This is a genomic window from Variovorax sp. 10N412 (assembly GCF_056394985.1).
In genome coordinates, this window is sequence record NZ_JBFTIO010000001.1 from 600,430 (window position 1) to 614,774 (window position 14,345).

The 14,345-nt window shown below is 68.8% G+C and carries 16 protein-coding genes; 13 read left to right on the plus strand and 3 right to left on the minus strand.

The genetic code is table 11. The features are described from left to right. Positions 1-117 precede the first annotated feature (117 nt). From AC1DJH_RS03065 to AC1DJH_RS03090, 6 genes are read left to right on the plus strand one after another with little or no spacing between them, the layout of a single operon-like run. Entirely contained in the window at positions 118-720 is a 603-nt protein-coding gene (locus AC1DJH_RS03065; protein ID WP_478184668.1) for a GbsR/MarR family transcriptional regulator, read from the plus strand. 60 nt (positions 721-780) lie between these two features. Beyond that, complete coding sequence (locus AC1DJH_RS03070) at positions 781-1,203, plus strand: thiol-disulfide oxidoreductase DCC family protein (RefSeq protein WP_478184669.1); 423 nt, start codon at positions 781-783, stop codon at positions 1,201-1,203. 32 nt (positions 1,204-1,235) lie between these two features. After that, complete coding sequence (locus tag AC1DJH_RS03075) at positions 1,236-2,198, plus strand: SAM-dependent methyltransferase (RefSeq protein WP_478184670.1); 963 nt, start codon at positions 1,236-1,238, stop codon at positions 2,196-2,198. Positions 2,199-2,235: 37 nt separating this feature from the next. After that, positions 2,236-3,288 carry an SRPBCC family protein gene (locus AC1DJH_RS03080; RefSeq protein ID WP_478184671.1) on the plus strand — a complete coding sequence of 351 codons (1,053 nt, stop codon included), beginning with the start codon at positions 2,236-2,238 and terminating at the stop codon, positions 3,286-3,288. Further along, a complete protein-coding gene (locus tag AC1DJH_RS03085) occupies positions 3,285-3,911 on the plus strand; it encodes a DUF4166 domain-containing protein (RefSeq protein ID WP_478184672.1) in 627 nt (208 codons plus the stop codon). Before AC1DJH_RS03080 ends, AC1DJH_RS03085 begins: the two co-directional genes overlap by 4 nt. A gap of 7 nt (positions 3,912-3,918) precedes the next feature. After that, on the plus strand, positions 3,919-4,266 hold the full coding sequence (locus AC1DJH_RS03090; RefSeq protein ID WP_435483289.1) for a DOPA 4,5-dioxygenase family protein: 348 nt from the start codon (positions 3,919-3,921) through the stop codon (positions 4,264-4,266). Here AC1DJH_RS03090 and AC1DJH_RS03095 read toward each other — a convergent pair. Continuing rightward, on the minus strand, positions 4,263-4,919 hold the full coding sequence (locus AC1DJH_RS03095; RefSeq protein WP_478184673.1) for a glutathione S-transferase: 657 nt from the start codon (positions 4,917-4,919) through the stop codon (positions 4,263-4,265). The genes AC1DJH_RS03090 and AC1DJH_RS03095 overlap by 4 nt on opposite strands. A gap of 81 nt (positions 4,920-5,000) precedes the next feature. Between AC1DJH_RS03095 and AC1DJH_RS03100 the strand changes: the two genes are divergently transcribed. The 3 genes from AC1DJH_RS03100 to AC1DJH_RS03110 all read left to right on the plus strand — a co-directional run bounded on the left by AC1DJH_RS03100 (position 5,001) and on the right by AC1DJH_RS03110 (position 8,116). After that, on the plus strand, positions 5,001-6,221 hold the full coding sequence (locus AC1DJH_RS03100; protein WP_478184674.1) for a polyhydroxyalkanoate depolymerase: 1,221 nt from the start codon (positions 5,001-5,003) through the stop codon (positions 6,219-6,221). Positions 6,222-6,584: 363 nt separating this feature from the next. Next, positions 6,585-7,466 carry a universal stress protein gene (locus AC1DJH_RS03105; RefSeq protein ID WP_478184675.1) on the plus strand — a complete coding sequence of 294 codons (882 nt, stop codon included), beginning with the start codon at positions 6,585-6,587 and terminating at the stop codon, positions 7,464-7,466. An 8-nt stretch (positions 7,467-7,474) separates the two neighbouring features. After that, entirely contained in the window at positions 7,475-8,116 is a 642-nt protein-coding gene (locus tag AC1DJH_RS03110; RefSeq protein WP_478184676.1) for an N-acetyltransferase, read from the plus strand. 4 nt (positions 8,117-8,120) lie between these two features. On the opposite strand, the gene AC1DJH_RS03115 is transcribed toward AC1DJH_RS03110, so the two are convergent. Beyond that, the gene (locus AC1DJH_RS03115) at positions 8,121-9,086 is read right to left on the minus strand and encodes a LysR family transcriptional regulator (RefSeq protein ID WP_472117725.1); all 966 of its coding nucleotides are present in this window, start codon (positions 9,084-9,086) and stop codon (positions 8,121-8,123) included. Positions 9,087-9,181: 95 nt separating this feature from the next. Between AC1DJH_RS03115 and AC1DJH_RS03120 the strand changes: the two genes are divergently transcribed. From AC1DJH_RS03120 to AC1DJH_RS03130, 3 genes are read left to right on the plus strand one after another with little or no spacing between them, the layout of a single operon-like run. Beyond that, positions 9,182-10,282 carry an adenosine deaminase family protein gene (locus AC1DJH_RS03120; protein ID WP_478184677.1) on the plus strand — a complete coding sequence of 367 codons (1,101 nt, stop codon included), beginning with the start codon at positions 9,182-9,184 and terminating at the stop codon, positions 10,280-10,282. Between the two features lie 8 nt (positions 10,283-10,290). Then, positions 10,291-11,268, plus strand: a complete 978-nt coding sequence (locus AC1DJH_RS03125) for a Bug family tripartite tricarboxylate transporter substrate binding protein (RefSeq protein WP_478184678.1) — start codon at positions 10,291-10,293, stop codon at positions 11,266-11,268. A gap of 4 nt (positions 11,269-11,272) precedes the next feature. Next, positions 11,273-12,361 carry a nucleoside hydrolase gene (locus AC1DJH_RS03130; RefSeq protein WP_478184679.1) on the plus strand — a complete coding sequence of 363 codons (1,089 nt, stop codon included), beginning with the start codon at positions 11,273-11,275 and terminating at the stop codon, positions 12,359-12,361. Positions 12,362-12,403: 42 nt separating this feature from the next. On the opposite strand, the gene AC1DJH_RS03135 is transcribed toward AC1DJH_RS03130, so the two are convergent. After that, a complete protein-coding gene (locus tag AC1DJH_RS03135; protein ID WP_435435493.1) occupies positions 12,404-12,859 on the minus strand; it encodes a CBS domain-containing protein in 456 nt (151 codons plus the stop codon). Positions 12,860-13,034: 175 nt separating this feature from the next. Here AC1DJH_RS03135 and AC1DJH_RS03140 point away from each other — a divergent pair, with 175 nt between their 5' ends. Next, positions 13,035-14,345 carry an O-acetylhomoserine aminocarboxypropyltransferase gene (locus AC1DJH_RS03140; RefSeq protein WP_478184680.1) on the plus strand — a complete coding sequence of 437 codons (1,311 nt, stop codon included), beginning with the start codon at positions 13,035-13,037 and terminating at the stop codon, positions 14,343-14,345.

The window sequence follows — 14,345 nt, forward strand, 5'->3', positions numbered from 1 at the left end:
ACTCCTGGATGGCTGGAATTTACTGTTTATTCATACAGTATTCCACCGATTCACTGTTGTCGCCGATTTTTCTATTTCTCTATTGACAGAAATTTCGTAAATCCTAAACTCGACGCCATGGAACTCACCGACATTCAACGCAAGTTCGTCCTGCACTGGGGCGAAATGGGCTCCATGTGGGGGGTGAACCGCACCGTCTCGCAAATCCACGCCCTGCTCTTCGCCCACGGCAAGCCGATGAACGCCGAAGAGCTGTCCGACACGCTCGGCGTGGCGCGCTCCAACATCAGCAACAGCCTGAAAGAGCTGCAGGCCTGGAACCTCGTGCGCATCACCCACACGCTGGGCGATCGCCGCGACTACTTCGAGACCAGCGTCGACGTGTGGGAGCTGTTCCGCACCGTGGTGCGCGAGCGCAAGGAACGCGAATTCGACCCCACCGTGCGCGTGCTGCGCGAGCTGGTGGCGAACCCCGACTTCCAGAAGGAGCCAGCCGACGCGCAGGACCGCATCCGCTCGACGATGGAGCTCATGGACAAGCTGGCCACCTGGGCCGACGAAATGCTGCGGCTGTCGCCCGGCACCCTCGACAAGGTGCTGACGCTGGGCGCGAGCGTGCAGAAGTTCGTGCGCGGCGATGCGCCCGCGGCAAGCCAGGGCGGCAACGGTGACAAGGGCGAAGACCCTGACGCGCACCATGCCAGCCTCCCCATGATCTGAGCCCCTTTTTTTTGCCCAGTTATTTCTGTTTTGACAGAAATATCGAGAACCAAGAACATCATGAACACCGCCACCGCCCCCGCCTACCCGCTGACCATCTACTTCGACGCAAGCTGCGCCATCTGCAGCGCCGAGATGAATCACATGAAGGCGCGCGATGCGGCCGGCCGGCTGCGACTGGTCGATTGCTCACCCGCGGCATTCACCGCCGGACCTGCTGCGCGCGACGCGCTGATGGCCGCCATCCATGTATCGGACGCGCAGGGCCGGGTGTTCGTCGGCGTGCCGGCCATCCGCATCTGCCGCACGGCGGTGGGGCTGTCCAGCGGCGGCTTCCTGCTCGACCTCCCGCTCGTTGCGCCGCTGGCCGACCGCGCCTATGCGCTGCTGGCACGCAACCGCTACCGCATTCCGCGCTGGCTGGCCGCCAGGCTCGCGGGGCGCGTGGCGCCTTCCTGCGACGACGGCAACTGCCGCCTCTGAGAACCGACGAGCCACCCAGCCAGGGAATCGCCATGCCCACTGTTTTCCAGCCCGACTTCCGCATGTCCGACGAAACGTCCGCGCCCTCTCCCGTGCCCGCACCCGACGCCGGCGCCCCCATCACCGCCGAGGACACGCAGCACTACTTCACCGAAGTGGCGGTCGACTACAGCGCCTGGAGCCCGAGCTACAACATGCATTTCGGCTACTGGCGCGCCGGCCTGAACCCGCTGCGGCGCGAAGGCATGCTGGTCGAGATGAACCGCGTGATCGGCCGCGCGCTGCGGTTGCCCGAGGCAGCGCAAGGCACCGCAGCGCGCCGCTGCGTGCTCGACCTGGGCTGCGGCGCCGGCGCCACCGCGCGCACGCTGGTCGGCGACGACCCCTCGCTGTACGCCATCACCGTGACCAACGTGCCGGTGCAGAACCGCATTGCCGCCCGGCTCGACGCGGCCGCGCGCGTGGCCGACCGCATGGCGCACCTCGAGGCCGACTACACCCGCACCGGCCTGCCCGCGGCGCAAGCCGACGGCGCCTGGGCTGTTGAAAGCGCCTGCTATGCCGACGGCACCGCCAAGGCCGGCTTCGTGCGCGAAGCCGCTCGCCTGCTCAAGCCCGGCGCGCGCCTGGCAGTGGTCGACGGCTTCTTGCTGCGGCGCGAGCCGGGCCGGGCCGCCGGCTGGCTGCACCGCCTGTGGGCCGACAGCTGGGCCGTGCCCACGCTGGCCGTGCGCGACGACTTCGTCGCGGCGTTGCACGCGCACGGCTTCGAGGACATCGAGGTCGAGTCGCTGCGCTGGCGGGTGGCGCCGAGCGCGCTGCACATCCCGGTGCTGGCCACGCGCTTCACGCTGGCCGAACTGTGGAAGGCGCGCGGCAGGCTCAGCCCCTGGCGTCGCAAGCACATCGTGGCGAGCTATTGCGCCCTGGCGCTGGGCATGTTCTGTCGCGACTTCGACTACTGCATGGTCACGGCCAGGCGCCGCGCCGACTGAGCGAACCACAACACACAACGAGGAGAAGAGGTTTCCCATGCGCAACGACACACCGGAAGAAAGCAGGTTCTCGGGGCTGGCGCCCGTCGAGCAAACGGCGAACGACATGCAAAACGCGCCCCGGCGCCGCATGCCCTTCGCATGGTTCTGGCCGATGCTGGCGGGCGCGCTCGTCGCGCTGGTGCTGCGCATCGTCTTCAGCGGCGGGCCGGGCCACCGCTTCTCGCCGATGCTCGGCGCCTTCGTGTACTTCGTGCCCGCGGTGTGCGGCGCGGTCACGGTGTACATGGCCGAGCGCATCGAGCGGCGCAGCTGGGGCTACTACCTCTGGGCGCCGTGGGTGGCCACGGCGCTGTTCGTCACCGGCACGCTGGCCGTGTTCATCGAAGGAATCATCTGCGCCATCGTCATCGTGCCGCTGTTCGCGGTGATGGGCAGCGTCGGCGGGCTGGCGATGGGCATCGTGTGCCGCATCACCAACTGGCCCAAGCCTGCCCTGTACGGCTTTGCGCTGCTGCCTTTGCTGCTCGGCGGCATCGAGCCCCAGCTGCCCAACCCCGACCAGTTTTCCCATACCTCGCGCACGCTCTTCATTGCGGCGCCGGCCGAGCGCGTGTGGCACGCGCTCAACGAGGCGCGCGACATCCGTCCCGGCGAGGTCGGCGACGCGTGGGCCTTCCGCATCGGCGTGCCGATGCCGATGTCGGGCGTGACCGTCGAGACGCCCGAGGGCCGCGTTCGCCAGGTGCAGTGGCAGAAGAACGTGCACTTCGAAGAAGTCATCACCGAGTGGCAGCCCGGGCGCCTGCTGAAGTGGCGCTACCGCTTCACGCCCGAGTCCTTCCCCGCCGGCGCATTGGACGACCACGTGATGATCGGCGGCCAGTACTTCGACCTGCGCGACACCAGCTACACGCTGACCCCGCGCGCGGGCGGCACCGAGCTGCGCATCGACGTGTCGTGGCGGCTGAGCACGCGCTTCAACTGGTATGCGGACCGCGTGCTGCAGGCCCTGCTGGGCAACGGCTCGGAGAACATCCTGCGCTTCTACAAGGCACGCAGCGAAGCCGCTGCCGTGGCGGCCGGATGATGCAGCCCGTGTTCCAGCAGGTGCTGGGCCCCGCGTGGGAGCGGCTGGGCGACGTCGTCAGGCGGCACTACACGATGGCGCCGTTCTCCGACGACCATGTGTGCGTGCGCGGCGTCATGAGCGAGGTCTGGCACGCGCCCTGGGCCGCGCTGCTGATGCCCTTCGGCCGGCTCTTCGGCGCGCTGGTGCCGCACGAGGGCACCGATGTGCCGATCGAGGTGCACTACCACTGCCACCCCGACAACGCCAAGCTGTACTGGAACCGCGTCTTCCACTTTCCCGGCAAGCGGCCCTTTCACTTCCGCTCGCACATGGAACACGACGCGGGCGGCGGCAGCGAGGTGATCGAGTACGTGCGTTTCGGCATCGGCATGCGCCTGGCGGTGAGTGCGGAAGAAGGCGCGGTGGTGTTCCGCGACCTGGGCTACGTCTGGCGCATCGGGGGCCTGCGCATCCCGCTGCCGCTGGGCCTGTGCCTCGGCACCGCCTACGTCGAGGAGCGCCCCGACCCGCACAGCGCCGAGCACTTCACCATGAAGATGCGGCTGCGCCACCGCTGGTTCGGCGACGTGTTCCGCTACAGCGGGCGTTTTCACCTGGCTCCGCGCTTGGGGCCACAATGAGCGCACCATGCCGCGCCGCCCCGAAAACCTCTACGCCCAGTACCACGCCCACGTCTATTTCGCGCCCGCCACGCTGGCGCAGGCCCGCGCCCTGGTCGAGCGCGCGGGCCATGAACTGATGGTGGTGGTCGGCCGCGTGCACGAGCGGCTGGTGGGGCCGCATCCGCACTGGAGCTGCCAGCTCGCCTTCGACGCGGCCGAGTTCGACCAGGTGATCGGCTGGCTCGACGCCCACCGCGACGGGCTCGACGTGTTCGTGCACGGCGTGACGGGCGACGACTTTGCCGACCACACGGCGCACGCCATGTGGCTGGGCGAGGAAAGCGCGCTCGACCTGCGGATGTTCAGGCACTAGAACTCGGCGTCGAGCTCGTCGATCTCGTCGGGCTCCTTCTTGGCCTCGGCCACCCATTCCTTCATGGCCGGCAGCTCCATCACGCGCTTGCAGTAGGCCGCGCAGGTGCTGTCGAGCGCCACGTCGTAGCTCAAAAAGCGCGTGACCACCGGCGCGTACATCGCGTCGGCCATGCCCGGCTGCTTGCCGAACAGGAAGGGCCCGCCATGGGCCTTCAGGCATTCGCGCCAGATGGCGACGATGCGGTCGATGTCGGCCTGCGCGCGCGACCACACCTTGAAGCTCTTGAAATGGGCCTTGATGTTCATCGGCAGCGCGCCGCGCATCGAGCCGAAGCCGGAGTGCATTTCCCCGCAAATGGCGCGGCAGTGGGCGCGCGCGGCCACGTCGTCCGGCAGCAGCCCGGCCTTGGGCTTGATCTCGTTCAGGTACTCGCCGATGGCCAGCGTGTCCCACACCTTCACGCTGCCGTGCTGCAAGGAAGGCACCAGCATGGAAGAAGACAGCAGCAGCATCTCGGCCTTCATGGCCGGATCGTCGGGCGGAATGACCTTCTCGCTGAAGTCCAGGCCGGCCAGCCTGCACATCAGCCAGCCGCGCAGCGACCATGCGCCGTAGTTCTTGCTGCTGATGGTGAGAACGGGTTTGGCCATCGGGAAGCTCCTTGGACGTTGCTGCACTGCGTGCAAGCGCCATGCCATGCGGTTGGCCCGCAACTTGCCTGCACCGGGTTCATGCTGTACCGGGCCTACCAGAACCAAGCCGACCTGCTTTCACCGGCACGCCTGGCGGCGCAATTCCTGGGCAAGGCCCTCTGGCAGGACGGCACGGAGCACACCCCGGTGCGGCGCATGGCCGCCCAGTTCGAGGTGTTCTCGCGCATGCGGCTCACGCACACGCGGCCGCCCTACGGCATCGACAGCGTGCCGGTCGACGGCGTCGACGTGGCCGTGCACGAGGAGACGGCGCTCGTTTCGCCCTTCGGCACGCTGCTGCATTTCAGGAAGGACATCAAAGCGGTGCACCCGCCCGTGCTGCTGGTTGCACCACTGTCGGGCCATTTCGCCACGCTGCTGCGCGAAACCGTGCGCACCTTGCTGCGCGACCACGATGTGTACCTGACCGACTGGCACAACGCGCGCGACGTGCCGCTGTGGCATGGCGGCTTCAGCCTGGACGACTACACGCTGCAGCTCATCAAGTTTCTGGAGGCCATCGGCCCGGGCGGGCACATGGTGGCGGTCTGCCAGCCCTGCGTGGCCGCGCTGGCCGCCACCGCGCTCATGGCCGAAGACGACAACCCGGCCACGCCGCGCAGCCTGACGCTGATGGCCGGCCCGGTCGATTGCCGCATCAACCCGACCGGCGTGAACGTGCTGGCCACCAGCAAGCCCATCGAATGGTTCCGCCGCAACCTCATCAGCCATGTGCCGTGGCCGCACAAGGGTGTGATGCGGCGCGTGTATCCGGGCTTCCTGCAGCTGTCGGCGTTCATGAGCATGAACCCCGAGCGGCACAAGAAGCAGTTCCAGGACATGGTCACGCACCTGATCGAGGGCGACCTGGAAAAGGCCCGCACCATCGGCAGCTTCTACGACGAGTACCTGGCGGTGAACGACCTGCCGGCCGAGTTCTACCTGGAGACGGTGGAGCGGGTGTTCCAGACCTACGACCTGCCGCGCGGCGTGCTCACCGTGGGCGAGCGCACCGTCAACCCGGCCGCCATCCGCCGCACCGCGCTGCTGACGGTGGAAGGCGAGCGCGACGACATCTGCGCCGTGGGCCAGACGGTGGCGGCGCAAGACCTGTGCACCGGCATCCGGCCCTACCTGAAGACACACCACCTGCAGGCCGGCGTGGGCCACTACGGCGTGTTCAGCGGCAGCAAGTGGAACCTGCAGATCTACCCGCGGGTGCGCGAAACCATCCACGCCGCCGCCGAGCTGAACGGCTGACGCGCCGAGCCCCTCGGCCTTCAATCCGGCAAAGGGCGTGAGGCCTTTGTTTGCCCTTGCGCGTGGGGCTTCCTACACTCGGGGCCCCATGCAACGCCAGGCTCTCTTTCGCAACACATCGCGCGCAGTCGTCACTGCGCGGATGACTGCCGGGTCGCACCAGACCCTCGCAGATCTCTGAGCCCGGCGGTCAGCCTCCCCCTTTCTTCAGCACCCACCATCGACCGCCGGGCCCAGCCCGCGCGGTAGCGCGCCCGCCCCGGGCACGCCGCGCTTTCCCAGCTGATTCCCCCGCCTGTCGCCGCCCGCCCGCCTCACCGCGGGCGTGGCCGCGGCCGGCCTCGTCATGCGGAAAGAACACTGATGAACATCCAATCCATCCTGGCGGTGACGGACCTGTCGGCCCACGGCCTGCGCACGGTCGTGCGCGCGGCCTCCATCGCGGCGGCGCATGGCGCGCTGCTGAAGATCATGTACGCGCCCGCGGCGTTCTGCGGACCGGCCCAGGCCGACGCGGCGCAAGACCTGGGCGCGGTCTGCCTGGAGGTCGCCGAGCGCTTCGCCGTCCTGGTGAAGAAAGTCGACGACGCGAGCGGCCGCCTGGACAGCGCTGCACGCGAGGCGCAGTGGTGCGACCTCGTGGTGATCGGCGACGAGCCCGACCGCTCGGTCGCGGCCTTCTTCCACGGCCAGCCCGCGGAGCAGTTGCTGCGCGCCGCGCAGCGCCCCGTGCTGGTGACGCGGCTCGACCCGCGCGCAGGCGGCTACGGCCGCGTCCTCGTCGCCGTCGACCTCATGGACGAATCGCGCCCGCTGGTCGACCTGGCCTGCGCCTTCGACAGCGCCGCCGAGATCGAGCTGTTCCACGCCTTCACCGCCATGCACGAGGGCAAGCTGCGCTACGCGGACGTGTCGGCGCACGTCATCGACGCCTACCGCCATGCCTGCGCGCGCCATGCGCGCGAGCGGATGCTGTGGCTGTCCGACGCGTCGAGCGCGCGCCGCAACCGCGTGGTGTCGTCGATCGGGCGGGGCGACCCCGCGCGGCAGGCGGCGGTGCAGCAGCAGTACACGAACGCCGACCTGCTGGTGGTCGGCAAGCGCAGGCGCAGCGCGGCGATGGACTTCCTGTTCGGCAGCGTGGCGCTGCGCGTGCTGAGGTGGTCCACGGGCGACGTGCTCGTGGTGCCGCACGGTGCGCTGGCCGAATGGCAGGGGCGCCACGCGACGGCGCCGGCACGGTGAGGCACGGCATGGCACCCGCACCCGCACCGGCCCTGCCCTTCATTTTTCCGATGCTGCCGACCTGGCTGCGCAGGCCGGCCGAACTGCGCGTCGACGTCGATGCCCGCCAGGCAAGGCCCGCCGACGCGCTCGGCCCGCTCCACGAGCGCATGCGCGCGCTGGGCGACCGGTTGCAGGACATGCCGCACCTCACGCTCGACGATCCCGCCCTGCGCGCCCGCTTTCGCGAGGCCGACGGCGAGTTCTACGTCTACATCGAAGACGTGCGCCACGAACGCCTGGTCGGCTACACGGTGTTCAACCGGCTGATCGAGCTGGACCGCAGGGCCGACCGCCACATCCGCGCGCCGCATTCGCAGTACGACCCCGCGTACCAGCGGCGCGGGCTGGCGTCGTCCGTCTACCGCTGGGCGCTGGACCAGGGCATTTGCCTGATGAGCGGCGCGCGGCAGTCGCCAGGCGCCCATGCGCTGTGGCAAAGCCTGTCGCGCCACTACGAAGCGGGCTTTGCCGATCTGCGCCGAAAGCAGCTGAGCTATCTTGGCCGCGAGATCCCGGCCTCCACGCTGGCCGAACTGCACACGCGCATGTTCCTGCTCGGCGACGGGTGGACGCTGGCGCGCTTCAGGCGCGACGCGCAGATGACCTGACGGCCTAGCGCCGCGCCCGCGTGCCCTTGGTCATGCGGCGCAAGCTCAGCTCTCCGGCCTGCGGCAGCCGCTCGCGCAGGAACGCGATCAGCTCCTGCGCCACCACGTTGCGCATCGGCCCCGGCAGGTAGGCCAGCACCACGCGGCGCTCGACGCGCGGCTTCAGCAGCGGCACCACCGCCAGCTCGGGGTCGCGCAGCGAAGAGGTGTACAGGCGCGGCATCAGGCCCAGCGCCTGGCCGCTGCGCACCAGCGCGTAGAGCGTTTCGGAATAGCTCACGCGGTACGGCTCCGCGCCCTGTGCGAACTGCGCGCGCGCCGGATTGCCCAGCGCCGGCATGCTGCCGCTTTCGAACAGCACCAGCCGCTCCTTGCCAATGGCCTCCCAGTTCGCGTCGCCGGCCGCCGCCAGTGCGTGGTCGCGCCGCACCACCAGCACCAGCGGGTCGCGGAACAGGTCGATGCAGGTCAGCCCGCCCGGCGGCTCGGTGATGGCGGCCACCGCCATGTCGATCTGACCGCTGCGCAGTTCGGCCAGCAGCGTGTTCGACGGGGCGTCGCGCCAGGCCAGCTCCACCTCGCGTTGGCCGCTCTTGAGGAACTCGCCGGCCGCGGCCGTCACGCGCGCGCTGGCAGAGGGAATCACGCCGATGCGCACGAACGCCCTGCCCCGCTGCACCGTGCTCTCGATGTCGCGCAGCGCCACCTCGAAGGTGTTGACCAGGAAGTCGGTGCGCGCCAGCACCTCGGCGCCCACGGGCGTGAGCTCCAGGCGGTGGGTGGAACGCGTGAGCAACTCGGCGCCGAGCAGCTTTTCCATCTGCTTGATGGCGTTGCTCAGCGCGGGTTGCGTGATGGCCAGCCGCCTGGCCGCGCGGCCGAACTGGCCTTCTTCCACCAGGACCGAGAAGAACTGCAGCTGGCGCAGGGTGAGTGCACGCAGGGGCAACGGCAAGGGCAAGGCGGCCATGGGCACTCCCGGTTGCTTCGGTTATTGATTCAGTGAATCAAATTATAGAAATTCAAAATTTTCCTTATGAGGTCGCCGTTACTAGACTGGCCCGCATGACCAGCCCCACGCCTGCACTTTTCACGCTGGAACCGTTCCTGCGCGCGATCCCGAAGGTCGAGCTGCACTGCCACCTGTTCGGCACGGTGCGCCACGAGACCTTCAAGCAGCTCAACCTGCGCGCCGGCGCGCCGCTCGCGGCCGACGAGATCGAGGGCTTCTACACGCGCGGCGAGAAGCCGGTCGGCGTGCTGCGCGTGCTGCGCGCGCTCGACGCCCAGCTGGTGCGCAGCGCCGGCGACCTGTACCAGCTCACGCTCGAGTACCTGCAGGACGCGGCCTCGCACAACGTGCGCTACGCCGAGTTCTTCTGGAACCCGACCGGCACGGTGCACGGCTCGGGCATTCCCTACGCCATGGCGCAAGGCGCGATCGTGCGCGCGATCCACGACGCGCAGCAGGAGTTCGGCATCGCCGGGCGCCTCATCGCCGCCATCGACCGCGAAGCCAGCCCCGAGGCGGCCGTGGAGATGGTGGAGTGGGTCAAGGCGCACCGCTGCGACGAGGTCATCGGCATCGGCATCGACTACCGCGAGAACGACCGCCCGCCCGAACTCTTCACGCAGGCCTACGCGAACGCGAAGAAGGCCGGCCTGAAGACCACCGCGCATGCCGGCGAGTTCGGCATGCCGTGGACCAACGTGCGCACCGCGCTCGACGTGCTGCAGGTCGATCGCATCGACCACGGCTACACGGTGGTCGACCAGCCCGACTTCGCGCGCCAGTGCGCCGAGCGTGGCGTGCTCTTCACCGTGGTGCCCACCAACTCGTACTACCTGCGTACGCTGCCGCCGGAGCGCTGGGCGCTGGACCATCCGATCCGCCGCATGCCCGGCCTGGGCCTGCGCATCCACCCCAACACCGACGACCCGACGCTGCACAAGGTGACGCCCACGCAGGCCTGGCTGATGATGGTGCGCGACTTCGGCTTCGGCCTGGACGAGCTGCGCGGCTTCATGCACAACGGCCTGGACGGCGCCTGGATCGACGACACCCAGCGCCGCGAATGGCGCACGCAGTGGGGCGAGGCCTTCGATTCGCTGCGCGCGCGCCTGGACACCGAACCCGTTCCTTCTGCCCCTCCCACCCTCGGATGACTCCCGCCATGAACACCCCTCGACGCCTGCTCCTCGCCGCCTCGCTCTGCGCTTTGCTTCCCGCCGTGGCCTTCGCGCAGGCGTGGCCCGCCGCCAAGCCCATCACGCTGATCGTTCCCTACACGGCCGGCGGCAGCGTGGACGTCAACGCCCGCCTCGTGGCGCAGCGGCTCGGCGAGCGGCTCAAGCAGTCGGTGGTGATCGAGAACGTGAGCGGCGCGGGTGGCGCCATCGGCGTGGCCAAGGCGGTGAACGCATCGCCCGACGGCTACACGCTGGTGGTCGGGCCCGACAGCGCCATCGCCATCGGCAAGCTGGTCAACCCGACGGCCTTCCGCTTCGACCCGCTCAAAGACCTGGCGCCGGTCGGCCTGCTCAACACCGCGCCGATGGTGCTGGTGGCGCGCCCCGGCCTGGAGGCGCAGACCTTCACCGACTTCGTGAAGCTCGCGAAAGCCAAGCCCGGCAAGTACAACTACGCCACCTCCGGCGTGGGCACGGTGCTGCAACTGGCCATGGAACTGCTCAAGGAGCGCAGCGGCATCTTCGTGACGCACGTGCCCTACCGCGGCGGCGCGCAGATCGCCACCGACGTGATCGGCGACCAGGTCGACCTGGCGATGCTGGTGAGCACCAGCGCCATTCCGCACGTGAACGGCAAGCGCCTGAAGGCGCTGGGCATCACCAGCAGCAAGCGGCTGGCCGCGTTGCCCAACGTGCCCACCTTCGACGAGATGCCCGGCCTGAAGGGCTTCGACATGGTGAGCTGGACGGGCATCTTCGCGCCCGCGAAGACGCCGCCGGCCGTGGTGGCGCAGATCAACCAGGAGCTGAACGCGGTGCTGCAGGAAGAAGCCGTGCGCTCCAAGCTGATGGAACAAGGCGCGCTGCCGGGCAGCGGCACGCCGGAATCGTTCGGCAAGTTCGTGCAGGCCGAGTACGCCCGCAACCAGAAGATCGTTCAGACCGCCAACATCAAGGAGTGAGCGCGTGACGAAGACGATGTTGTCCCGCCGCGCCCTGCTGGCGGCGTCCACTGCCAGCCTGGGCGGCCTGGCCTTCGCGCAGAGCCCCGGCACGGCCGCGCTGGCGCAGGCCCTCGCCGGCACGCCGGCCACGCAGCTGCCGCCCGTGCAGGGCAAGCGACAGGTCATCATCGACACCGATCCGGGGCAGGACGACGCCGTCGCGCTGCTGATGGCCATGGCGGCAACCGACCGGCTCGGCATCCTGGCGCTGACCGTGGGCGTGGGCAACCTGCCGCTCACCGTGACCGAGAAGAACGCGCGCATCGTGCGCGACTGGGCCGGCCGGCCCGACATTCCGGTGTACGCCGGCTACCCGCGCCCGCTGGTGCGCGAACCCATCTTCGCGGACGACGTGCACGGCAAGACCGGCATGGAAGGCCCCGCGCTGCACGAGCCGCGCGGGCCGCTGATGCCCGTGCACGCGGTTCAATACCTGATCGAGACGCTGCGCGGCGCGGCGCCCAGGAGCATCACGCTCGTGGGCCTGGGCCCGCTCACCAACTTCGCGGCCGCGCTCAACGCGGCGCCGGACATCAAGCCGGCCATCGCGGAGATCGTGGTGATGGACGGCGCATGGGGCGTGGGCGGCAACATCACGCCGGCCGCCACCTTCAACGTGTATGCCGACCCCGAGGCTGCGGCTGTCGTGTTCCGCAGCGGCGTGCCGGTGACGGCCATGTCGCACGACGCGGCTCGCCGCGTGCTGCTGACGCCGGAGCGCATCGTGCCTTTTCGCACCATGGGCAAAAACGCCGGCAAGGTGGTGGCCGACATCTTCGACTCGATGATGGCGTACGGCCTGCGCCGCCGGGGCGTGGCGGTCGGGCCGATCTACGACCCCTGCGTGATCGCCTATCTGCTCGCGCCCGAACTGTTCAAGGGCGCGAAGGTGAGCGTGGACGTGGAGACCAAGGGGGAGTTCACCACCGGGGCGACGGTGGTCGACTTTCGCGGCTACAACCGCCGCACGCCCAACACGCTGTGGATCAGCGAGGCCGACACCGAGGGTTTTTATTCGCTGCTGCGCGCGCAGATCGCGCGGCTGCCCTGAGCCGGCAGACCGGCCTGACCGGCGCGAACGGCGTGAGCGGCCTCAACCGGTCTTGCTCTCGTCTTCCGCAGGCCAGTCGCGGATGTAGGCCTTGAGCATCTTGTTCTCGAAGTTCTGGCTGTCCACCACGGCCTTGGCCACGTCGTAGAAGCTGATCACGCCCATCAGCATGCGCTTGTCCATCACGGGCATGTAGCGCGCGTGGCGCTCCAGCATGATGCGGCGGATTTCGTCGAGGTCGGTTTCCAGCGTGCAGGTGACCGGGGCGTCGTCCATGGCCTTGCGCACGAGCGTGGTGCCGACCTGGCCGCCGTTGTTGACGATGGCGACGATCACTTCCCGGAAGGTGAGCATGCCGACCAGGTCGCCATGCTCCATGACCACCAGCGAACCGATGTCCTTTTCCGCCATGGTGGTGGCGGCTTCTGCCAGCTTGTCGTCTGGTGTGATGGTGAAGAGCGTATTGCCCTTCACGCGAAGGATGTCGCTGACTTTCATCGTGTGCTCCTCTCGGGACTCAATCTCGGCTATCTCTGGGGCTGGGTCGGCGGCGTGCCGTTTTTGAATATAGCCCACAATCGGCGCCGACCTGCACGCCCCTGTCGCGCACGCATGAATTGCAGACGTAACGGGGCTTTGCCAAGCGACCCCAGAGACAACAGAAAGGCCCTGCATGCCCGGATATTCCGACCCCGGTTTCGACACCCTCGCGCTGCACGCCGGCGCCTCGCCCGACCCCGCCACCGGCGCGCGGGCGGTGCCGATCCACCTGACCACTTCCTTCGTCTTCGAGTCCAGCGACCACGCGGCCGCGCTGTTCAACCTGGAACGCGCGGGCCATGTGTACTCGCGCATCAGCAACCCGACCAACGCGGTGCTGGAACAGCGCGTGGCGGCGCTCGAAGGCGGCATCGGCGCCATCGCCACGGCCAGCGGCCAGGCCGCGCTGCACCTGTCGGTGGCCACGCTGATGGGCGCGGGCTCGCACATCGTCGCCAGCACGGCGCTGTACGGCGGCTCGCAGAACCTGTTGCACTACACGATGCGCCGCTTCGGTATCGAGACGACCTTCGTGAAGCCTGGCGACCTGGACGGCTGGCGCGCGGCGGTACGCCCCGAGACCAAGCTGTTCTTCGGCGAGACCGTGGGCAACCCCGGCCTCGATGTGCTCGACATCCCCGCGGTGAGCGACATCGCGCACGAAGCCGGCGTGCCGCTGCTGGTCGATTCGACCCTGACCTCGCCCTACCTGATCAAGCCCTTCGACTGGGGCGCCGACCTGGTCTACCACTCGGCGACCAAGTTCCTGTCGGGCCACGGCACCGTGATCGGCGGCGTGGTGGTCGACGGCGGCAGCTTCGACTGGGAAAAGTCGGGCAAATTCGCCGAACTCACGCAGGCCTACGACGGCTTCCACAACATGGTGTTCAGCGAGGAAAGCACGGTCGGTGCCTTCCTGCTGCGCGCGCGCCGCGAGGGCCTGCGCGACTTCGGCGCCTCGATGAGCCCGCACACGGCCTGGCTGATCCTGCAGGGCATCGAGACGCTGCCGCTGCGCATGGAGCGCCACATCGACAACACGCAGAAGGTGGTCGAGTTCCTGTCCACCCACCCGTTCGTGTCGCGCGTGTGCCATCCGCTGATCGAATCGCATCCGAGCCATGCGCTCGCGCAGAAGCTGCTGCGCCACGGCGCGCGCGGTGCGGGCGCGGTGTTCAGCTTCGACATCAAGGGCAGCCGCGCGCAGGGCAAGGCCTTCATCGAGGCGCTCAAGCTGTTCAGCCACCTGGCCAACGTGGGCGACTGCCGCAGCCTGGTGATCCACCCGGCGAGCACCACGCACTTCCGAATGACCGACGAAGCGCTGGCAGGCGCAGGCATCTCGCAGGGCACCATTCGCCTGTCGATCGGACTGGAAGACCCGGCCGACCTGATCGACGACCTGAAGCGTGCGCTCAAGGCGGCGGAAAAGGCGAGGGCCTGA